General features: G+C 64.0%; 15 protein-coding genes. 1 reads left to right on the plus strand and 14 read right to left on the minus strand.

Translation table 11 applies throughout. The features are described 5' to 3' along the window. Positions 1-341: 341 nt before the first annotated feature. From IDH44_RS20680 to IDH44_RS20740, 13 genes are all read right to left on the minus strand, one after another. Positions 342-3179, minus strand: coding sequence for a transglycosylase domain-containing protein (locus IDH44_RS20680; protein ID WP_190920722.1), 2838 nt, complete (start codon positions 3177-3179; stop codon positions 342-344). Between the two features lie 227 nt (positions 3180-3406). Then, complete coding sequence (gene hfq, locus IDH44_RS20685) at positions 3407-3643, minus strand: RNA chaperone Hfq (protein ID WP_190920723.1); 237 nt, start codon at positions 3641-3643, stop codon at positions 3407-3409. A gap of 27 nt (positions 3644-3670) precedes the next feature. Continuing rightward, complete coding sequence (miaA, locus tag IDH44_RS20690; RefSeq protein WP_190920735.1) at positions 3671-4642, minus strand: tRNA (adenosine(37)-N6)-dimethylallyltransferase MiaA; 972 nt, start codon at positions 4640-4642, stop codon at positions 3671-3673. Between the two features lie 5 nt (positions 4643-4647). Beyond that, the gene (locus IDH44_RS20695; RefSeq protein WP_190920724.1) at positions 4648-5421 is read right to left on the minus strand and encodes a class I SAM-dependent methyltransferase; all 774 of its coding nucleotides are present in this window, start codon (positions 5419-5421) and stop codon (positions 4648-4650) included. After that, positions 5418-7775: a DNA mismatch repair endonuclease MutL gene (gene mutL, locus IDH44_RS20700; RefSeq protein ID WP_190920725.1), complete on the minus strand. Its 2358-nt coding sequence runs from the start codon at positions 7773-7775 to the stop codon at positions 5418-5420. The genes IDH44_RS20695 and mutL overlap by 4 nt, the downstream gene beginning before the upstream one ends. Before the next feature lie 77 nt (positions 7776-7852). Then, positions 7853-10624: a DNA mismatch repair protein MutS gene (gene mutS / locus IDH44_RS20705; protein WP_190920726.1), complete on the minus strand. Its 2772-nt coding sequence runs from the start codon at positions 10622-10624 to the stop codon at positions 7853-7855. A 212-nt stretch (positions 10625-10836) separates the two neighbouring features. Beyond that, positions 10837-12447 (minus strand): putative amidoligase domain-containing protein, encoded by a 1611-nt coding sequence (locus IDH44_RS20710; RefSeq protein ID WP_190920727.1) that lies wholly within the window; start codon positions 12445-12447, stop codon positions 10837-10839. A gap of 203 nt (positions 12448-12650) precedes the next feature. Beyond that, complete coding sequence (locus tag IDH44_RS20715) at positions 12651-13217, minus strand: outer spore coat protein CotE (RefSeq protein ID WP_190920728.1); 567 nt, start codon at positions 13215-13217, stop codon at positions 12651-12653. Between the two features lie 137 nt (positions 13218-13354). Continuing rightward, entirely contained in the window at positions 13355-14308 is a 954-nt protein-coding gene (locus IDH44_RS20720) for an aromatic acid exporter family protein (RefSeq protein ID WP_190920729.1), read from the minus strand. Between the two features lie 30 nt (positions 14309-14338). Next, on the minus strand, positions 14339-15214 hold the full coding sequence (locus IDH44_RS20725) for an ABC transporter permease (RefSeq protein ID WP_190920730.1): 876 nt from the start codon (positions 15212-15214) through the stop codon (positions 14339-14341). Further along, positions 15207-15989, minus strand: a complete 783-nt coding sequence (locus IDH44_RS20730) for an ABC transporter ATP-binding protein (protein ID WP_190920731.1) — start codon at positions 15987-15989, stop codon at positions 15207-15209. The genes IDH44_RS20725 and IDH44_RS20730 overlap by 8 nt, the downstream gene beginning before the upstream one ends. An 87-nt stretch (positions 15990-16076) precedes the next feature. Then, entirely contained in the window at positions 16077-17075 is a 999-nt protein-coding gene (locus IDH44_RS20735; protein ID WP_190920732.1) for an ABC transporter substrate-binding protein, read from the minus strand. A 287-nt stretch (positions 17076-17362) separates the two neighbouring features. Then, positions 17363-18877: a carboxypeptidase M32 gene (locus IDH44_RS20740; protein WP_190920733.1), complete on the minus strand. Its 1515-nt coding sequence runs from the start codon at positions 18875-18877 to the stop codon at positions 17363-17365. Positions 18878-19066: 189 nt separating this feature from the next. On the opposite strand from IDH44_RS20740, the gene IDH44_RS20745 reads away from it, so the two are divergent. Beyond that, positions 19067-19402 (plus strand): iron-sulfur cluster biosynthesis family protein, encoded by a 336-nt coding sequence (locus tag IDH44_RS20745; RefSeq protein WP_190920734.1) that lies wholly within the window; start codon positions 19067-19069, stop codon positions 19400-19402. A gap of 229 nt (positions 19403-19631) precedes the next feature. Here the strand turns inward: IDH44_RS20745 and IDH44_RS20750 are convergent. Then, the coding region (locus IDH44_RS20750; RefSeq protein WP_317890227.1) for an exosporium glycoprotein BclB-related protein at positions 19632-20783 on the minus strand (1152 nt) is incomplete at its 5' end.

The following is a 20783-nucleotide window of genomic DNA, read 5'->3' on the forward strand; positions in this document are numbered from 1 at the left end:
TGAGTTGCCTACTAGCTACAGGGCAGCTTGGTCTTTACCCCGACTGAACTTCCATCAGTTAGCCAGGCCTAGCTTTGCTAGGCGCGCAACGGTCATGAGCGACGCTTAGAGGGGGTTACGGGTGGTGGATCGGGTTGACCGCTAAGCTTCCCTGGTGTCCGTTAGAGCTGCCGCATGTCCGGTTGAAGCGCCAGTCGTCGCTCGTGTTCGTCCTAAAAAAAGCGAAGGCGTCATATGCGCCTTCGCGTAGTTGTTTCTCTGGATTTCGTAAAGGTTAACCGAGAGGCGCCGTCCTTCGACGGCGCCACGTATTCCCCCGATCCAGCGATGATCCGATCGGTTCAAGGCTGCAGCGGCTGGACAGTCTCGGAGATCTCAGAAGTCTCGGAAGTTTCGGCCGACTCTCCTGTCACTTCGCCGCCTTCCGGCGCACCGCCGGGGGGCAGATTGCGATTGAGCGCTGTGGCATCCCGCTGCGCTTCTTCGCTGTCGCCGCCTGCCACTGCATTGTCCGGCCCGTTCGACTCGCCGTCGGCGCTCGTGTCACCCGAGCCGCTATTGGTACCGCCGGCTCCATCCGGACCTGAGTCGCCACTCGTGCCGTCATTCGCCCCGCCAGGGCCTTCGCTGCCGCCATTTCCGCCCCCGGGACCGCCAGGACCTCCATTGCCTTCGGGGCTGCCGTTGCCGCCCGGTCCGTTGTTTGTGCCGTCCGCGCCGTCGTTGCCGCCTCCGGATTGTCCATCGCCGGAGTTTCCTTCGCCGCCGTCTCCGCCCAGCCAGCCCGGAAATCCGCCATTTCCATTTCCGTTGCCATTCCCGTTTCCGTTGCCATTCCCGTTTCCATTTCCATTCCCGTTTCCGTCGCCGCCGGGATTGTCTCGGCCCGGCTCGTCGGCGTCGCCAAGAATGTCGTCGAGGTCGATCTCCTCGACCGGAATTTCGATCGTCTTGTGATAAGACGGCGAGCCTTCCATATTAAACTGCGAATTGTAAGCCGTCACGTAATATTCATACGACTTGCCTTGTTCGATCGCGATATCCTCGGCCGCAATCGAATCGTAGCCGTCCAGGATACGTGTGTAATCCTGCTCGTCAGACGCCTTGCGATACAGCCGATAGGTGATATTGCCGCCCTCGACTGCCGACCACGACAGCTGCACTTCGCCGCGATCCTGGACGTATGTGGCCCCGAATCCGCCGACCTGTGCGGGCGGTCGAACCTCCTGGACGCCATCGGGCTTGACGAACTGGCTCGCCGGCGCGTCCTTGAGCGCCTGCGTCATGATCTTGCCGAACAAGGCCGCGGACTGACCGCTGCTGCCGTCCAGCAGATGCTGCTCGTCGGTCTCGTCGTAGCCCATCCAGATCGCGCCCGTCCACTCCGGCGTATAGCCGACGAACCAGGCGTCGCGATTGCGGCCGGAGCTCAGCCCCTCGATGCCGTGCTGCGTCGTACCGGTCTTGCCGGCGACCGGCCGCCCCGAGATCTGCGCCCGCGTACCGGTGCCGCCCTCGACGACGCCGCGCAGGATGCTCGTCAGGTACCAGGCCGTTTCGGGCGCGATGAGCTGCTTCGGCGTTTTTTCCTTATAGGTGTAGACCGCCTGGCCGTTGCTGTTCTCCACACTGATGATCGTGTGCGGATCGACGCTGCGGCCGCCGTTGGCAAACACGCTGTACGCCGTCGCCATCTCCAGCGGCGTCACGCCGTGCGTCAGACCGCCCAGCGCAATCGCCAGGTTGCGGTCCTCTGCCGCGAGCTCGACCCCGAGCTTATCCGCAAATGCGAGCGCCTCGCTTACGCCTATCTCATTGAGCAGCCATACGGCCGGCAGATTGCGCGACTCGCGAATCGCCTCGCTCATTTTGACCGGACCGATGTACTTCACCCGATTCGAATCGCTCGGGCAATAATTGCCGAAGCATTGGTCGTCGTCGCGCAGGATCGACCAAGGGAACCAGTTCCCCGTCTCCAGCGCCGGACCGTAGGAAGCGATCGGCTTGAACGAAGAGCCGGGCTGGCGGCGTTTCGTAATGCGGTTCCAGCCTTTTTTCTCGTACTCGCGCCCGCCGATCATCGCTTCGATCTGGCCGCTGCGGTGATCGATAATAATCATCGCGCTCTGCACGATCTGTTCGTCGACGCTCTGCTCGAAGTTGTCCTCATTCGCGTATTCCGACTCCACGATCGACTGCGCGTTCGGATTCAGCGTCGTGTGGATCTGATAGCCGCCGAGCCGCAGTTCGTCCTCCGTCAGACCCGTCACCTTCATCGCTTCCTCGATGGCATAATCGACGAACGCCATGTATGTCGTATTGTCCGGAATTTGTGCGACGTCAGGATTGTAGTCCTGCGCCGCCGCCTCGTCCATCTCCGCCTTGGTAATGATGCCCTGATCGAACATCAGCTGCAGCACGACCCTTCGCCGCTCCTTCGAACGATCGGGATCGCTAAGCGGATTGTAGCTATTGGGCCCCTTCGGCATGCCGGCCAGCGTCGCAATCTCCCACAGCTCCAGCTCGGCCAGATTTTCTTTGCCGAAGTAGAGCTGCGAAGCCGCTTTGACGCCATAGGCGCGCTTGCCGAAGTAGATGCGATTCAGATACATTTCGAGAATCTGATTTTTGGAATGATTGTTCTCCAGCGCCACCGCGATCGAAGCCTCGGTCGCCTTGCGCAGCAAGGTTTTGTCATGGGACAAAAAGATGTTTTTGGCCAGCTGCTGCGTGATCGTGCTGCCGCCTTCGACTGCGCTGCGCGCGATCACGTCCTTGACGACGGCGCGGCCGATCGAGATGAAGTCGACCCCGGAATGGTCGTAGAAGCGCTTGTCCTCCACCGCCACGAACGCCTGCTTCATCAGCTCAGGAATCTCCGAGAACTCGACTGCCTCGCGATTTTCGTCGTACAGCTTTGATACTTCGTCGCCGTTGATGTCGTAGATGATCGACGCCTCGGCGAAGCTCGTGTAGTCGTCCTGATTGGCTGCCAGTATGCGCTCGCCGTTCAAAATAATGAGCAGGTAGCCGATAATGCCGCAGACGACGGCCAGCGCAGCCGTAAAAAACAAGCCGATCATGGCGCGCCTGGCGTTGAATTTTTTCTTTTTCGTTTTGCGAGCCGGCTTTTTCGGCGCGCTTTCGCTTTTGGGTCTTGTCGTTTTGCGCTCAGTCATGGAAGTCGATCCCCTCCTGGTCGGGACATCCGTCTGTTGTCCTCTTGTCTCTGATTGGCGGCTTGCCGGTCCAAAAAAGCAACCCGCGCGCGGCCCATGAGGAAGCATCCCTGCCGCACGTGCGGTAGGCATGCATCCGGGCTCAGAACGGGTTGCTCCGGCTGCCGCTATTCAATTAAACGTAAAGCCGCGCAAAAAGGTTTCGTTCGCTTGATCAAGACAGCCAATCAGTCGGCATTCTGATCCTGCATGAGCGAAATATTGCGCTGCGGGGTAAACGTGGAGATGGCATGCTTGTATACCATCTGCTGCCGACCGTCGCTGTCGATGACGATCGTAAAGTTGTCGAACGCCTTGACCGTGCCGCGAATCTGAAAACCATTCGTAAGGTAAACGGTCACCGGAACGCTGTCCTTGCGCAGCTGGTTGAGAAAGGTGTCCTGGATATTAATCGATTTGTTCATTGGCCGTTAACCCCCGTCAAAAAAAGATTAGTTACATCTATATTCAAGGCCCTTGCGAAACTTTCCTGCTATTATAGCATGAATTGTATGCAAGTTTTCATGAAAATTTTGTGAGAATCCGACATCGACCCACCGAATGTCGGTCATGTGACGGAACCAGGACAGCTGTCGCTTCGCAAAATGGCGGGTATCGCGCTTCAGGATTCGCACCGCCTCCGCATGTGAGCATTCCCCGGCCAAATAAGGAAGAAGTTCCTTGTACCCCAGGCTCTGCATGGCTGTGGCCTGGCGCGGCACGCCTTGATGCAGCAGCTCCCGCACCTCTTGTTCCAGTCCCTGCGCCAGCATGGCGTCGACCCGTTCCTCGACGCGCGCATAGAGCAAGGCGCGGTCCATTGTCAGCCCCACCATACACAGTTCGTAGGGTGACGTTTTTTTTTGGCCGTGCAAATGCTCCGAAAGCGGCTTGCCCGTCGTGCGATGCACCTCCAGAGCCCGGATGACGCGGCGCGCGTCGTTGGCATGCAGGCGAGCGGCCGAAGCGGGATCGACCTGCGCGAGCAGCGCGTGCACCGCCTCGTTGCCCTGCGCCTCGGCAAGCCGCTGCAGCTCGGCCCGATAAGGCTCGTCGGAGCCGTAATCGGCGAATTGATAATCATAGCACACCGACTCGACGTACAGGCCGGTGCCGCCTACGATGAAGGGCAGCTTGCCGCGGCTGCGGATGTCCGCGATCAGGCGGCGGCATTCCGCCTGAAAATCGGCGACCGAATACGGTTCGCGGGGATCGCGCACATCGATCAGATGATGCGGAATGCCGCGCCGCTGCTCGGGCGGCAGCTTGGCGGTGCCGATGTCCATGCCCCGGTACACCTGCATGGAGTCGCCGGAGATGATCTCGGCATTCCACGCTTCGGCGAGGTCGAGACTGTAGCCGGTCTTGCCGACCGCAGTCGGGCCGACCAGGACGAGCAGCGGCGGCTTGGGCGTAGGCTGTATCGTTGTCAAGGCATAATCACTCCATATGCGGTATTGGCATGATTGACGGCCCGCACGTCGAAGCCGAGCCGCTCGAATTCTCCGCTGGCCGCATGCTCCTTGAGCACGACGACGCGGCGCGCCACGCGGCGCGCTTCGGCGATCGCCTGCGGCGACAGCGGCCGGTCGTCGGCGACCGGGCGCAGCGGCTGCAGCGCCGACGATTCGTGGATCGGGCGCCGGAACATCGGGTCGAAATAGACGATATCGCAGCTGTCCGCAGGCAAGCGCCGCAGCTCGTCGACATGATCGCACCAGCGCAGCGTCACGCGCCGCAGCGCGGCGTCGGCCGCCGGCAGCCCGGTCCGATAGGTCGCGAGGCCTTCGCGGACGAGGAGAGCCGGCAATTGCCGACTCTCCAGCGCCGTGACGCGGCCGCCCGGACCGGCGGCGTGGGCCAGCACAGCCGCGTCCGCGGCCATGCCGGCGGTACAGTCGAGCACGACGTCGCCGGGCCTGCAGCCGCTGACGGCGACCAGCGTGTCGCGCTCGCCGGCCAGCAGACGCTTGATGCGGACGAGTGCCATGCTCGGGTGGAAAAAAAACGGCGGCGCATGCCCGTCATCATACCGCACTTCGCGCTCCGACACAATGAGCAGACGGTCGCAGGACTGTCTGCGACGCAGCCGCGCCAGCGAATGATCCCCGCGCTCCGCGTACGCCGCGCCCAGCTCCTCCGCGACGGCCCGCGCACGCGCCACGCTCTCCGCCGTCGGACGCGACGTCGTCGTCACGATCATGCCATCACCCGCTTGAACATCTTCTCCAGCTGATACGTCGAGACGTGCACGACGATCGGGCGTCCATGCGGGCACGTATACGGCTGCTCGCAGGCAGCCAGCCGGTGCAGCAGCGCCTCGCCCGATTCCCGGGTCAGGAATGCATTGGCCTTGATCGAAGCCTTGCAGGCGCAAAGGATTGCAGACTTCTCCCGCAGCTTGGCGATATCGACGGTGCGGCGCTCCCGAAGCACCCATTCGATCATCTCTTCGACGACCGCCTGCTCTGCGCCCCGGGGTAGCCACTGCGGATGCGTGCGCACGAGGAAGGCGTGCTGTCCGAACGGCTCCAGCTCAACGCCTGCCTGCGCCAGCAGCGGCAGCTGCTCCCGCAGCGCGGCCGCGTCGGCCGGCGTATATTCGAGCGTGAACGGCACGAGCAGCTGCTGCGCGGCCTGATCGGGGGCCCCGAAGCGGCGGTAGAACAGCTCGTAGTGAATACGCTCGTGCGCGGCGTGCTGATCGATCAGATACATGCCTGTCTCATTCTGCGCGATCAGATACGTGCCATGCAGTTGGCCGACCCATGCGAGCTCGGGGAAACCTTCGGCCGAGCCATTCGGCCGGTCCGCTCCCGCGCGTGCCGCCGCGTCTGCCCGCTCAGCCGGGGAGTCCGGACCACTCCGCGCCGGCGTCTCGCTGTCCGAGGCTGTGACCTCGCCGCCGCCACTGGCGAGACCGGCGACATCGGCATCGGTCGCTGCCGCCTCGTTCTGCGCATTCGGTTGAACGACGGCGGCGTGGCCCTGTGCATTCGGCTGAACGTCTGCGGCATGGCCCTGCTCATTCGGCTGAGCGTCAACCGGTTGGGCGTCTGCCGCCTGGGTATCCGCCGGCCGGGTGTCTGCCGCCTGGGTGTCTACCAGCTCGTCCGTGCCCGCAGACGCTTGGCGCCCCTGAGCCGAAACGCGATCAGCCCCGTCGCGCCCGAAGTACTGTGAATCGCTCGAGTCCGAATCGGAGCGACGACGATCGAACGTCGGCACGGACGCGCCCTGCCCCGCCTCATCCGTGCGCAGCCGGTCGTCAGCGTCGCGCAGCTCGGCTCGGCTGTAGAGAGCTTCCGTCGCGCCCCGCGGAATGCGGGCCGGGCGCTCCCATGGCACGGCGCCGTCGCTTCCTCGGCCATAGCTGCTCGCCGGACGATCGGAGCCGAGCGTCCGCCCGCCCGGCTGCACGCGGCCGCGCAGCGGCGGCGCCTGGTCCGGCTCGCTGCGCCGCTCCGGCATCCGGGCGAGCTCCTCCGCTTGCGGATAGAGCGGCATCCGCTCTTGCACGACCTCGGGCCGGGCGCTGCGCCGCTGCGTCTGCTGTCCGGGGATGTGCGTCTGCCGGGCGAGACAAGCGCGCACCGTCTCCTGGACGAAGGCGCGCAGCTCCGGCTCCTTGCTGAATCGGACCTCCAGCTTGGACGGATGCACGTTGACGTCCACCAGCGACGGATGCATGCCGATCTCCAGCACCGCGAGCGGATAGCGATTGATCGGCAGCAGCGTATGGTAGGCCTGCAGGATCGATTGCGTCAGTGCAAAGCTGCGAATATAGCGGCCATTGACAATTGTCGTCAGCGCCGTCCGCGAGGCTCGGGTCAGCTCGGGCTTGGAGATAAAGCCGCGCAGATCGTAATCCGGGTGCTCTCCCTCCAGCGCCAGCATGCCCCGCGCCGTGTTCGTGCCGTAGACGGCTGCGATCACCTGCAGCCGGTCGCCGTTGCCCGGCGTGCGCAGCAGCTGATTGCCGTTGTGACGCAGCGAAAAAGCAATGCCCGGGTGGGCAAGCGCCAGCCGATAGACATAATCGGAAATATGCCCGAGCTCCGTCTGAATCGACTTCATGTACTTTAACCTGGCCGGCGTGTTGTAAAACAAATCGCGCACGGTCATGTCCGTGCCCTGTGGCGCGCCGATCGGCCCCGCGGACACGACGCGCCCGCCCTCGATCACGAGCCGCTGCGCGAGTCCATCCGACTGGGGCGCGCTCACGCATTCGACGCGCGCCACGGCGGCGATGCTGGGCAGCGCCTCGCCGCGGAAGCCGAGGCTCGCAATCCGGAACAGCTCGCGATCCTCCAGCAGCTTGCTCGTGGCGTGGCGCTGGAACGCAGTGGCCACTTCCTCGGCCTCAATTCCAGCGCCATTGTCGACGACCCGGATCAGATCGAGTCCGCCCTCCGCCACGGTAATCTCGATTGCGGTCCCGCCCGCATCGATCGCATTCTCCACCAGCTCCTTCACGACCGAGGCCGGCCGCTCTACCACCTCGCCTGCGGCAATCTGGTTGGCCAGTTGCTCGCTCATCACCTGGATGCTTGGCATGATGCTCCTCCCTCCCGTCTTGTATGTTCAAAGCTTGTCCACGAACCGAGGCTGCCGAGCGCTGTCTTAAGGGAAGGCTAGGACTTGCCGAGCTTTTGCTTCATCTCGTCGAGCCACTGCATCGCCTGCAGCGGCGTCATGTTGAACAGATCGAGCTTGCGCAGCTGATCGGCGAACTGCTCCGCACGGGCGGCGCGCCTCGAGTGGAGCGGCTCCGCCCCCGCCGGCGGCCCGAACATGGACATCTGCACGATCTCGCTCGATACTGCAGCTTCTTCTATATAGGAATCCGCCAGATAGGCAGCCGCATTCGACTCCTCTGCGTCATGGCGATCAGGCGCCACTTCGCTGCTGCCGTCGCGCTCCCGCACCCGGTCGCCGGCACGCTGCGCATCGCCGCTCTCTCCGGCAGGCATAGTTCGGGCGGCGGTGCGGGCGCCTTCCGGCGGAGCAGCCACAACCGCGCCTTCGGCGGCATGCAGCAGTGCGTAGGCGCGCCCGATGATCGCATCCGGCAGCCCGGCCAAGCGGGCGCAGTAGATGCCGTAGCTGGTACTGGCCGCGCCGGGGACGAGCTTGCGCAGGAAGGCGACATCGTCGCCGCTTTCCTTGACCGCCATGCACATGTTCTTGAGACCGGGAAGGGTCTCCTCCAGATGCGCCAGCTCGTGGAAGTGCGTCGACACCAGCGCCTTGCAGCCGATCTCGTCGTGCACGTACTCGATGACCGCCTGTGCGATCGCCATGCCTTCGCCGGTGGACGTGCCGCGGCCCAGCTCGTCAATGACAACGAGACTGCGGCGCGTCGCCTTGGCGGTCATCGTCTGGATGTCCTTCATCTCCACCATGAACGTGCTCTGCCCGCCGATCAGATCGTCAGCCGCGCCGATGCGCGTGAAGATGCGGTCGACGATCGCCAGCTCCGCGCCGGCCGCAGGCACGAAGCACCCGATCTGCGCCATCACGCAGATTAGCGCCACCTGCCGCATATACGTGCTCTTGCCCGCCATATTCGGACCGGTGATCAGCATCATCGGCTTGGAGTCGGCGCCCAGCGCCGCGCTGTTGGCGACGAACGGAGCGCTGTCCAGCGCCGCCTCGATGACCGGATGGCGCCCGTCCGTAATCGCGATGTCGAAGTCCTCGCTCAGCGTCGGGCGGCAGTAGCGCTGCTGCTCGCTGACCGCGGCGAACGCCTGCAGCACGTCGATGGTCGCGACGATGCCGGCCAGCCGCTGCAGCCGTCCGAGCTGCCCGGCGATGCGGTCGCGCAGCTCGGCGAATCGGGCATACTCCAGATCGACCATCTTGTCCTCCGCTTCGAGGATGAGCCGCTCCTTCTCCTTGAGCTCGGGCGTGACGAACCGCTCCGCCGCGGCCAGCGTCTGCTTGCGCTCGTAGCGTCCTTCCGGCAGCTGGGCGAGATTGGCCTTGGTCACCTCCAGATAATAGCCGAACACCTTGTTGTAGCCGATCTTGAGCGAGCGAATGCCGGTCGCCTCGCGCTCGCGCTGCTCCAGCTCGGCGAGCCAGCGCTTGCCGCCGGTGCTGGCCTCGCGCAGCTCGTCCAGGTAGCCGTCGTAGCCGCTGCGGATCAGTCCGCCCTCGCGCACCGAGACCGGCGGGTCCTCGACGAGCACGGTCTCGATCATCTCCGCCAGGTCCGCGCAAGCGTCGAGCCGGTCGACGAGCCGCCGCAGCGTCTGCGACGCCGAGGCCGCGCAGTGCGCGGCCAGCGGACCGATCTGCTGCAGCGATTGCTTGAGCGCATTGAGGTCGCGCGCATTGGCGGTGCCATAGGCGATCCGGCCGACGAGCCGCTCGAGGTCGTAGACGCCTTTGAGCCCGTCGCGCAGCTCCTCGCGCAGCAGGAAGTCGGCGAGCAGCTTGTCCACCGCCTCGAGGCGCTCCTCGATCTGCGCGCGCACGAGCAGCGGCTTGTCGATCCAGCGCCGCAGCTGGCGCGCGCCCATCGCGGTCTCTGTCTTGTCCAGCAGCCAGAGCAGCGAGCCCTGGCGGCTGCGGTCCTGCACCGTCTCGGTCAGCTCCAGATTGCGGCGCGTGTACGGATCGAGCACCATATACTGGCTCGGCTCATACGCCCGAATGCTGCGCACATGCGCGAGCGAGCGCTTTTGCGTATCTGCCAGATAGCCCGTCAGCAGGCTGACCGCGCGCCGCCGAGCCGGCCCGAGCCGCTCCAGCTCGGCCGCGCCGTAATGCGCCAGCAGCGCCTCCTCCTCCATCGCATCCCGCGCCGTGTAGACAACCGACCGCTGCCACAGCGCCGGCGCGTCCTGCAGCCGCTCCACCAGGTCGCGGTCGCCGACGATCTCGGCCGGCTCGTACAGGCCCAGCTCATGGGGCAGCTGCCCGTCCGCGGCCGCCAGCGAGGTCGCGTACAGCTCGCCGGTCGTCAGGTCGCATACCGCCAGCCCCTCTTCCCCGCCGCACACGGCGACTGCGGCGATGAAGTTGTTGGCCTTGCCCTCCAGCGCCTTCGCCTCCATCACGGTCCCGGGCGTCACGACGCGCACGATCTCGCGCCGCACGACGCCCTTCGCCGTAGCGGGGTCCTCGACCTGCTCGCAGATGGCCACCTTGTAGCCCTTCTCAATCAAGCGCGATATGTACGTTTCGGCGGAATGATACGGCACCCCGCACATCGGGATGCGCGCTTCCTTGCCGGCTCCGCGTCCGGTCAGGGTAATCTCCAGCTCCCGCGCCGCCAGGACGGCGTCCTCGAAGAACATCTCGTAAAAATCGCCAAGCCGAAAAAACAAAAACGCGTCCTTGGCTTCTTCCTTGATCGCCAGATACTGCTGCATCATCGGCGTATATTCGGACATGTCGCCCTCCTCTCCCGCGCATGCGCTGCCGCATCGCGCCGGTCACTCGAACAGGTTGATTTCAAAGCTTCATTATACCAGAACATCCGGGGTGCGCGCATCCGTCTGCCGGACCGCGCACCCGGGTGCCCGCCTCTCCCTGCTGCCGCTGCGCAATCCACCGCCTCTGCTCGCTCATGATACGCAAGCAGCAAAAGGTCCCACCACCTCCGCTAAGGCGCGGGAATGCGCCAGCGGCTGCGCAGATCGGCACCCGCGTCCCAGCGCTTGCCGGCGGCGATCGCCTCCAGCAACGGCTCGATCTCGGCAGCCAGCCCGGGATACGACGCTGTCGCGCGGAGCCGCTCGGCGAAGCGCAGCACCTCATTGCGCAACAGCTCGTGCTCGCCCGCATAAAAAGCGCGCACCGTCTCGGCGCGCTCGGCCGGCAGCGGCTCCTGCCAGAGCGGCTCGGCCCAGGTCTCACGCGCGGCCAGCAGCGTCAGCGCAAATGCGGCGCGCGCCGCCGCCGGAGAAGCGAGCCAGCTCGCGGGCGTGCGATATTCGAAGCCGCCGTGCGGCTGCGGCCGGTGATCGCCCAGCCAGCCGTAGCGCGGCCGGCGCGCCGCTGCAGCCGGCTCCTCCACCAGTGCGAGCGGCAGCGCCACGCAGCTGTCGAGCAGCCGCAGCAGGCGGCTCGACAGCCAGGCGCCGCTGAGATGGATATGACCGCCGAGCGCAAGTCCCGGCACGGGCATGCCTCCGGCGCGCCACACCAGCTCCGACGCGTCGATGCGGTCGGCGGCCTGCCGGAGCAACCCCCGCAGCGCGCCAGCCAGCGCGCTCGGGCTGGTCTGCGGATCGGGTCGCAGCTCTGCGACCGGGTAGCGCAGCCGCGGCCCGATCCGCACCGAATCGCAGCCGATCGCGCCGCGCTTGGGCAGATAGCGCGCCGCTGCCGCCACGCGGCCGTCCGGGCGCAGCAGCACGAATTCGGGGTCGGCGCCCAGACGCAGCTCGGCCGAGCGCGCCGCGCCGCTGCGAGCCTCGGCATACTGCGCAGCCATGCGCTGCATCGCCCCCGCCCACAGCGGGCTGTCCGGATCCGGCGGTTGCAGCGTACGGACGGCGGTGCGGCCCTGATCGTCGACAGCCAGCTCGACCTCCGCCGCATCGAGTCCGAGCGCATAGACGGCACGCACGGCCGTGCGTTCGATTCGGCGCTGCAGCTGCGGCGGCAGGGACGCCTCCGCGGCCGCCGATCCGAAGGGACGGGGCAGCACCGGCGCGCGCCGCCCGGGCCAGGCGCCGCGCTGCGCCGACAGTTCCTCGCGGCGCAGCGCGAGCGCCTCCAGATGCAGCACCGGCACGACGAAGCAGCGGCGTACCCGCGTATCAAGAGGCTCGATCGGCACCCCGGCCATACGCAGCTGCGCCTCGGCCCCGCCCGTCTGCCGGACTGTCAGCGGCTCGCCGCATAGCTGCAGCGTCCAGACGCCGCGGCCGTGCGGCGGCGCGGTCAGGCTGGCATGGGGGCCTTCTCCATGCGAGAGCGGCGCGCCAGGTCCGCCTTGTCGCCTCTTGGCCGTTCGCTTCCACAGCCAGACCGCATCGCCGCTCTCCGGCGCTGCGACTTCGCGCACGAGCGTCTCCTCTTTTCGCACCAACACCTCGTCTTGTCCTGCGCGCGTCTTGCCGTTTCGCCCGGAAACCTCGTTTTCGCTGAACGCATGCGCGAACTGCGTGCGCGATTGTTCGGCGGCGCTACCGCTTCGCTCGTCAAGCGCGCAGGTTGCAATACGCCGCCATGCGTTCCCATCCTCGATCCATACCCGTCCCGCCATGAGCGGCCCTCCCGCAATCAAGCTGTCCAGCACGAGCGCAGCAAACGCGCCGCCCGCGTCTCGCCTGCCCGTGCCCGGAGCAAGACGAAGCGCGAGCGGCGCGATTTGGTGAAAAAGAAAGAAAAAAGAGGGCTCCCGCCCTCGACTGCCGACACGGCAATGCATACAATACTTCAACAGGACGCAGGCTGTGCTTGCCGGTGCTAGACCTCGTCGTCGAGCAGCTCGGGATCGAGGTCCTCGTAGTCCCCGTCATCCGTCAAGCCATACTCGAAATCCTTGCCGTCCAACTCGTCGCAGCCGCCTGGCAGCACTGCGACGCATACCTTCGTCTCCGCGACCATTTCGACGCCGAATTCCCGTTCGACGCGAATGAGCACTGACGATCCTCCGGAATCGACCGTCGCTTCGATGCAGTTCGGCTCCTGCGTCGATTCGGCGGAGACTTCGGCGGTGTTCGAACGATGCTTGGGGTCCAGGTACGACAGCGGTACGTTCTCTACATACGAGACCGTCTCCTTCGCGACGTCGGTTTGCGAGTTTTTGTCGTACGAATACCAGATGTTAATATCGTAAGTACCGATCACCTCGACGCCGTCGCCCGAGCGCACTGCTTCGTATTGATGGTTGATGATCCATGCGCCGAGGATGCTCGACGGAGGATGGGGCGGCGATACGTTGTGGGTGACCGTAGCGAACTTACGACCCTTGCCGCAGACAGCTTTTGTGATAATCTCTCTGTACTGAAGCTGTGTATCTGCAATTGCCATTGGTTTAACCTCCTCCATACATCATTCACTTAAAGTGTATGCAGGACATTTGCCCGGAGTGACTACTTCTTGCAACTATTTTGAATCTTCGGAATTGCTATATCGGAGTTGCTATATATTGGTGTGCGATCTCCGCCTTACGCTGTTTCGTCTCGCTTTTTCCATCTTTTTGCAATCGACAGATACCGCTCCAGCTCGTGGCACAGCTGATACAGCGAGGCCCGCAGCTCGAATTCATCCCGGGTCAGCGGCAGCGGCATTTCGCGGAACCGCTCTTCAAGCCGCTCCAGCTCGCGCTCGACGCGGCCGATATAGACGTCCGATTTGACCTCCTCGGCCAGATGGCCGAACACCTCCGCCAGCAGGATGCCCTGCGGCATTTTTTCGTACACGAGCGCGACCAGGCCCAGCATTTGCTGGATCGACTCGAGCTGGCTGCTACGCATTTCAAAATAAGTACGCCAATACGATTCGTAGCGCCAGAGCGTGTTCTCGCGATAGATCTGAGCTCGCCGGAGTCCCGCCTGGATCGAAGCCTCCGCGGCCAGCAGCTGCTCGCCGTTCCACATATGGGCCGGGTCGCGCAGCGTCTGCGCCAGATGCGTAAAAATTTCGCCGAACAGCCTCTCCGTCTCCCGTCGCTGCTGATGCAGACGGCCTTCCTCGCGCGGCATGTAGAGCAAATTGAAGATACTCGCCCAGCCCAGGCCCGTGACTAGGAGCAAGATCTCATTCACAATGAGCGCTTGCGTCACCTCGCCTGCGCTGAACAAGTGGAAGACGATGACCGAGCTCGTGACGATCCCGCCCTGCAGCTGTAGCCGCGCCAGGATCGGAAAAGCGATCAGAATAAAGATCGAGACCGACCATAGCTCGAACCCGAACAACGTAAAGATCAGCGAAGCGAAAAACAGCCCCACCACCGAAGCCATAAACCGGGCGAAGGCGGCTTTTAGCCCCTTCATCCGGGTGACTTCGACGCCGAGAATAGCAAGCAGGCCAGCCGACAAAAATGGCTCCAGCCCGAAATAATGTGCCGTGTAGATCGCGGCAAGGCCGGCAGTGGCCGTTTTGATTACTCGAATGCCCATAATTTCTTCCTATCCGTTTTTTCTTATATCCTACCTCTCCGGCCGCCCCGCCGTCAACTTGCGCTCCAGCAGCGCCACCAATTGGTACATGACCGCAGCCACCGCAGCGATGACCAGCAGGCTCGAGAGCACCAGTGTGAAGTTGAACACCTGAAAGCCATAAATGATCAAATACCCCAGCCCTGCCCGGGCGACCAGGAACTCTCCGACGATCACCCCGATCCAGGACAGGCCGACATTGACCTTGAGCGTCGAGATGATGACCGGAAAGGTGTCCGGCAGTACAATACTGCGAAAGACCTGCCCGCGCGAGGCGCCCAGCAGCTGCGCCACCTTGATATAGCTCGGCTCGACCTCGCGGAAGCGATTGTAGATCGCCAGCGTCGTAATGATCACGGTCACCGACAGCGTCACGGCTACAATCGACAGCAGTCCTGGACCGAGCGCGACAATGAAGATCGGGCCCAGCGCGACCTTGGGCATGCTGTTGAGCACGACCAGGTACGGATCGACGACGCGTGAGACGAAGGGATACCACCACAGCAGCGCCGCGGCAGCCGTCCCGAGCAGCGTGCCCAGGACGAAGCCGGCGGCCGTCTCCAGCACCGTGACCCCGACATGCGGCAGCAGCGTGCCGGCCAGCAGTGTCGTCCACAGCTGATTCGCCAGCTTGGCCGGATAGCTGAAGAGCAGCTCGTCGATCCATCCCCGGCGGCCCGCAGCCTCCCACAGGCCGAGCAGCAGCACGAGCACCTGCACCTGCACCAGACGCACCGCCAGGCTGCGCCGCCGCTGCCGGCGGATATACGCGCGCTGCAGCGCCGCCGGCCAGTCCAGCTCGCCCGCCTTCCGCTGGTCGTGTGTCTGCGCCTCGGGCGCAGCCGCCGGATCGTCATGTCTATGCATCGCCGCCCTCCTCCCCTTCCTCCAGCTCCGCCCAGATCGCTTCGAAGATATCCTGAAAGCCCGGCTCCCGGCGCGCCTGCATCGGCGGCAGGGCGCGCAGCTCGGCGGGGATATCGAAGATATGGCGAATGCGGCCCGGCCGACTGCCGAGCAGCACGACGCGGTCGCTCATCGCCGCCGCCTCCGCCAGATCATGCGTCACGAGCAATGCCGTCTTGCGCATGCGTCGCAACGTATGATGGACCAGATCCTCCAGCTGCAGCTTGATGTGCATATCGAGCGCGGAGAACGGCTCGTCGAGCAGCAGCACCTCCGGATCGGTGATGAGCGTGCGCACGAGCGCCGCACGCTGCCGCATCCCGCCGGATAGCTCGTGCGGATAACGTGCCGCGCTGCCTGATAGCCCCATCTCGTGCAGCAGACGCTCGACAGCTTCCTCCGTCTCCCGGCTCTGCCTCCCGGCGAGCTCCGGTCCGAGGAGCACATTGCCGCGGATCGTCCGCCACGGCAGCAGGTAATCCTGCTGCAGCATGTAGCCGACGCGAGGCGACGGGCCGTGCACCGGCTCGCCGCCGATCAGCACTTGACCGCGGGACGGGACGAGCAGCCCGGCCAGCAGGCTGAGGATTGTCGTCTTGCCGCAGCCGCTCGGCCCGACGAGACTGACGAATTCGCCCGGCGTGACCTGCAGGTCCAGCCCTTCGACGGCGAGCGAGGCCTCCTGCGCGCTGACATAGACATGGGAGACGTTTTTTAGCTCCAGCATCGCTCTCATCCATCTGCCTCCTCTCACGTCGGCTTGCGGTTGCCCGCCCCGCTCGCCGCCTGTTGTCAGGGGATCGGTTCCGCTGCCAGCTGCCCGTTATCGGCTCAAGGCCTGATCGGCGAACGAATTGTCCACCAGCTCCGCATGCGGCACGGGTGCGATCAGCTCGCCGGCCTCGGTCATGACCTCCAGCAGATTGTTCCATTCGTCCTCGTCGATGCGCGGATCCGTGGCGAACGAGCCTTGCGACTTGTAGCGTTCGACGACCGTCTCGATCAGTCCCGGCTCTGTGTCCTCAAAATACGGCTGAATCGCTTCTGCGATTACGGCGGGGCTGTTCCGCTCCACCCATTGCTGCGCCTCGTAGAGCGCATTGACGAAAGCCTGGATCGCTTCCGGATGGTCCTCGATGAAGCTACGGCGCGCCAAAAAAGCGGTATACGGCAAATGCCCGCTCTCAACGCCGAACGAAGCGACGACGTAGCCCCGCCCTTCCTGTTCGAAGATCGAGGCTTGCGGCTCGAACAATTGCACATAATCGCCGGTACCGGAGCCGAACGCGGCCGGGATGTTCGCAAAATCGATGTTCTGGATCAGCTCCAGATCGGTCTGCGGATCGATGCCGTGCTTTTTCAGCGTAAATTCGCCGGCCATCTGCGGCATGCCGCCCTTGCGCTGGCCGAGAAACGTGCTGTCCTTGAGCGACGCCCAGTCAAAATCGGAATCGGGCTCGCGCGCCACCAGGAACGTGCCGTCGGTCTGCGTGAGCTGGCCGAAATTAATGACCGGGTCTTTCGCCCCTTGCTGTGCGACATAGATCGATGTCTCCGAACCGACCAGCGCGATATCGATCGAGCCGGCCAGCAGCTCGGTCATCGTCTTGTCGCCGCCGAACGTCGTCGTCAGCTCGACGGCAAGACCTGCCTCCTCAAAAAGCCCCTGCGACAATGCCGCATACTGCGGCGCATAAAAAATCGAACGGGTCACCTCGCCGACCTTCAGCTTGACTGGACCTTCTGCTTCGCCGCCACACCCGCCCAGCGCAACTGCCGCCGCCAGCAGGCACGCCAGCGTCCCTCCCCATTTTGCTCGCATGTCTCCCCCACCTCCGCCCGTAGTTGATTATCAGCCTATGCGCCGCGATGGGTATCGGTGCATGCTTCTCATACACATTAGCGGTACTTCCTCACTCTACTGCCTCCACACCCGCGGCCTTCCTCTTGCGCAATCGCTTGAGCGGCTACCTTTGTTCCTCAGAGGATGATAGGCGGTACAAGCTGGGCTCTACGACGAAAAGACCATCGCCCGGGACCGGATCGGTCTTGGGCAACGGTCTTTGAGAAAATCCTCGGCCAGTACATGCATCCTTGCCTTCATCTTGCTCAGAGCCGGTAAATATCGGCATACTTGCGCTCGAGATAACCGACCAGGTGCTGCGGGTCGAGCGGCTTGCCGGTCACGCTGCGGATGATCTCCGCCGGATTCAGCAGCTTGCCGTGCCGGTAAACCTGCTCGGTCAGCCAATCCTTGATCGGCAGCAGCTCCCCCGACTCCACATGTGACCACAGCCGCGGCATCCGCTGCTCCAGCGTGTCGGCGATCTGTGCCGCGTACATGTTGCCGAGCGCATACGAGGGGAAGTATCCGAACGCCCCGCCTGCCCAATGCACGTCCTGAAGCACGCCCTCGCGGTCGCTCGGCGGCCGAATGCCAAGATACTCCTCGTACTTGGCGTTCCACAGCTCAGGCAGCTCCGCAGCGGTCGCGCCGTCGTTGAAGATTTGCTTTTCCAGTTCGTAGCGAATGATCACATGCAGATTGTAGGTCAGCTCGTCGGCCTCGATGCGGATCAAGGACGGCTGCACGACGTTGATGGCGCGGTAGAAGTCCTCGACCGGCACATCGAGTTGCCCCGGGAAACGGCGCTGCAGCTCGCCGAAGTGTCGCCGCCAGAACGGCCGACTGCGGCCGATCACATTTTCCCAAAACCGCGATTGCGACTCGTGAATGCCCATTGAGGTGCCGTCGCACAATGTGGTCCCTGCCAGCTCGGTGCCGATATTCTGCTCGTATAGCGCGTGCCCGCCCTCGTGGATCGTCCCGAATAGCGCGCTGGTGACATCGTCCTCTAGGTAGCGCGTCGTGATGCGCACATCCCCCGGGCTAAGGCCCGTCGCGAACGGATGCGCGCTCTCGTCCAGCCTCCCCGCGTCAAAATTGTAGCCCATCTCGCGCAAAATATGAAGACTGAACGCCTTTTGCTGCGAGACCGCATACGATTGGCGAAGAAAGCCGGTTGCGGGCTGATGCGGCGAATCGGCAATGCGCGCGGCCAGCGGAACCAGACGCTCGCGCAGACCGTTGAACAGCGGGTCGAGCTGAGCGGTGGTCATGCCGGGCTCGTAGTCGTCGAGCAGCGTGTCGTAAGGCGTCGCGCCCGGTCCCCGCAGCTCGATCATCTGCCGCGTCAAGGTAATAATTTTTTCCAGATAGGGCCGGAAGCCCGCATAATCGTTCCGCGCCTTGGCCTCCTCCCAATACGACTCCGCTTGTGCAGTCAGCACGACGAACTCCTGGTTGAGCTTGGGCGGGATTTTGCTGCTGCGCGCATAAGCCTTCGCGCTCTCCTCGACCAGCCTGCGATTGACGGGGGCCATTGTGTCCAGCGCCTCCGGCTCGTTTAGCCGCGCCAGCAGCTCGCCCATTTCGGAGGAGGTCTCCAAGCGGAATTGCTCCGCGGACAGGACGCCGATCGCTTCCGAGCGGCTGTCCATTCCTTTGCGGGGAGCGCCTGTGCGCAGGTCCCAATGCAGCACGCCGATCGCTTCGCCGTAGCTTTTGATGGTACGGTCGATCTCCCGGAATCGTTCGAGCTTGTCTTGCAGAGTAGCGGTCATTCGTTCGTCCACCTTCCAGATCAAGGATAGCATTCAGTCTGATCATACGCGTATTCCGCGAGCGATTCAACTGACGCGGGTACCGTTCTACGCTGTATCCGATCCTGCCTGATGAAGAGTGGCGCAGCCGTTGCTCAGGTCTGCGACTCAGCGTATAATCATACCCGTAGGATAAAGGAGGATGAACGGATGCATATGACCTTTACGCCGGCGGCGCTGGCTCGGCTCGCCCCGATGCTGGAGACCTCAGGCAAACAGCTGAAGCTGCTGCATGATACAGAAGGATGCGGCTGCGTCATGAGCGGCGTGCCGGCACTGCAATTGATCCCGGGGCCTGGCCCCGACGACCGGGCGGGCGAGAGCGAGACGTTGCCCTTTCTTTTCGAACCGCGGCACGCGATATTCTTCGAGCCTCGGCTGACCGTCGATTATACGGCAGACAGCGACCGGTTCACGCTCAAGAGCACGCAGCAGATCTACACGAATCGGCTTCAAATTTATACCGGCGAAGCTTGTCCATTGTAGACGCATGCACGACAGTCGGCTTGCAAAACCGGCTAACGGCCAAACGCGACCGTGACTACACGCATGCCGCCAATGCGGCGTTGAAACGGTCATTTCTGAGCGTCGCAATGTTACAGGCGGTTCCCGGTTGTCATCGTCTTCTGACAGCTCAAGCGTGTAACCAAGCACCTCTTCGCAGGCTCCAGCCCATGAAGAGGTGCTTGTCATGCAAGGTCAAGCCGCTAACAATTTAGACGATGGTAATCCCCGCACTCGTGTAGCCGGTTGTCGTCGTCGCAATCGCCAGCCCTGTCGTGGTAGCTTGCAGCACGAGCAGCAGCCGTGTCTGCGGCGTAACCGGAATGGTGAGTCCCGTCGTAATGCCGTTGCGAATCTCACCCAAACTGATAATGCCGGTCAACGGCGCGAAGTTCACGATCCCGCTCGCGATCGGATTGAAGATATTATTCGGCGTCGTGGATTGATACAATTGGGCGGCCAAGTTAAGCGTGCCCAGTCCCAGACTTAATCCAGCTGTCAAGCTGAAGTAAGCGGATATGGACGTGATGGTGCCGGCTCTTGGCACTGAGAAGGCGAAGTTGATCAACGGACCAAGCGCCGTACCCGTCAGATCAATTGCACCGCCCAGCAGCGAAACACCGGTCGCACTGGATCCAAACCCAATCAAGCTGGTCGTACCGATCAATCCGGCTATGGTCGTGGTCACAATTGCCGGGCCCCCGGATGCAAACGGTATGATCGCGCCGTTCCCGGTAGCTCCTGTTGCACCAGTCGCGCCCGTCGCCCCTGTTGCGCCAGTTACACCAGTTGCGCCCGTGGCACCCGTGGCGCCCGTCGCTCCCGCCGGTCCCGTCGCTCCGTCGGCTCCCGTGGCGCCCGTCGCTCCTGCCGGTCCCGTCGCTCCGTCGGCTCCCGTGGCGCCCGTCGCTCCCGCCGGTCCCGTCGCTCCGTCGGCTCCCGTGGCGCCCGTCGCTCCTGCCGGTCCTGTCGCTCCGTCGGCTCCCGTCGCTCCTGCCGGTCCTGTCGCTCCGTCGGCTCCCGTGGCGCCCGTCGCTCCTGCCGGTCCTGTCGCTCCGTCGGCTCCCGTGGCTCCCGTCGCTCCTGCCGGTCCTGTCGCTCCGTCGGCTCCCGTGGCTCCCGTCGCTCCTGCCGGTCCTGTCGCTCCGTCGGCTCCCGTGGCTCCTGTCGCTCCGTCGGCGCCCGTCGCTCCCGTCGCTCCTGCCGGTCCTGTTGCTCCGTCGGCTCCCGTGGCGCCCGTCGCTCCTGCCGGTCCTGTCGCTCCGTCGGCGCCCGTGGCTCCCGTCGCTCCTGCCGGTCCTGTCGCTCCGTCGGCTCCCGTGGCTCCCGTCGCTCCTGCCGGTCCTGTCGCTCCGTCGGCTCC

The sequence above is a fragment of the Paenibacillus sabuli genome, from assembly GCF_014705605.1.
In the GTDB taxonomy this organism is placed as follows: domain Bacteria; phylum Bacillota; class Bacilli; order Paenibacillales; family Paenibacillaceae; genus Paenibacillus_D; species Paenibacillus_D sabuli.

Coding starts and splice junctions, on each gene's coding strand:
- IDH44_RS20680 (WP_190920722.1), bottom strand. CDS start 3,179: ATGACTGAGCGCAAAACGACAAGACCCAAAAGCGAAAGCGCGCCGAAA.
- hfq (WP_190920723.1), bottom strand. CDS start 3,643: ATGAACAAATCGATTAATATCCAGGACACCTTTCTCAACCAGCTGCGC.
- IDH44_RS20695 (WP_190920724.1), bottom strand. CDS start 5,421: ATGATCGTGACGACGACGTCGCGTCCGACGGCGGAGAGCGTGGCGCGT.
- mutL (WP_190920725.1), bottom strand. CDS start 7,775: ATGCCAAGCATCCAGGTGATGAGCGAGCAACTGGCCAACCAGATTGCC.
- mutS (WP_190920726.1), bottom strand. CDS start 10,624: ATGTCCGAATATACGCCGATGATGCAGCAGTATCTGGCGATCAAGGAA.
- IDH44_RS20710 (WP_190920727.1), bottom strand. CDS start 12,447: ATGGCGGGACGGGTATGGATCGAGGATGGGAACGCATGGCGGCGTATT.
- IDH44_RS20715 (WP_190920728.1), bottom strand. CDS start 13,217: ATGGCAATTGCAGATACACAGCTTCAGTACAGAGAGATTATCACAAAA.
- IDH44_RS20720 (WP_190920729.1), bottom strand. CDS start 14,308: ATGGGCATTCGAGTAATCAAAACGGCCACTGCCGGCCTTGCCGCGATC.
- IDH44_RS20725 (WP_190920730.1), bottom strand. CDS start 15,214: ATGCATAGACATGACGATCCGGCGGCTGCGCCCGAGGCGCAGACACAC.
- IDH44_RS20730 (WP_190920731.1), bottom strand. CDS start 15,989: ATGAGAGCGATGCTGGAGCTAAAAAACGTCTCCCATGTCTATGTCAGC.
- IDH44_RS20735 (WP_190920732.1), bottom strand. CDS start 17,075: ATGCGAGCAAAATGGGGAGGGACGCTGGCGTGCCTGCTGGCGGCGGCA.
- IDH44_RS20740 (WP_190920733.1), bottom strand. CDS start 18,877: ATGACCGCTACTCTGCAAGACAAGCTCGAACGATTCCGGGAGATCGAC.
- IDH44_RS20745 (WP_190920734.1), top strand. CDS start 19,067: ATGCATATGACCTTTACGCCGGCGGCGCTGGCTCGGCTCGCCCCGATG.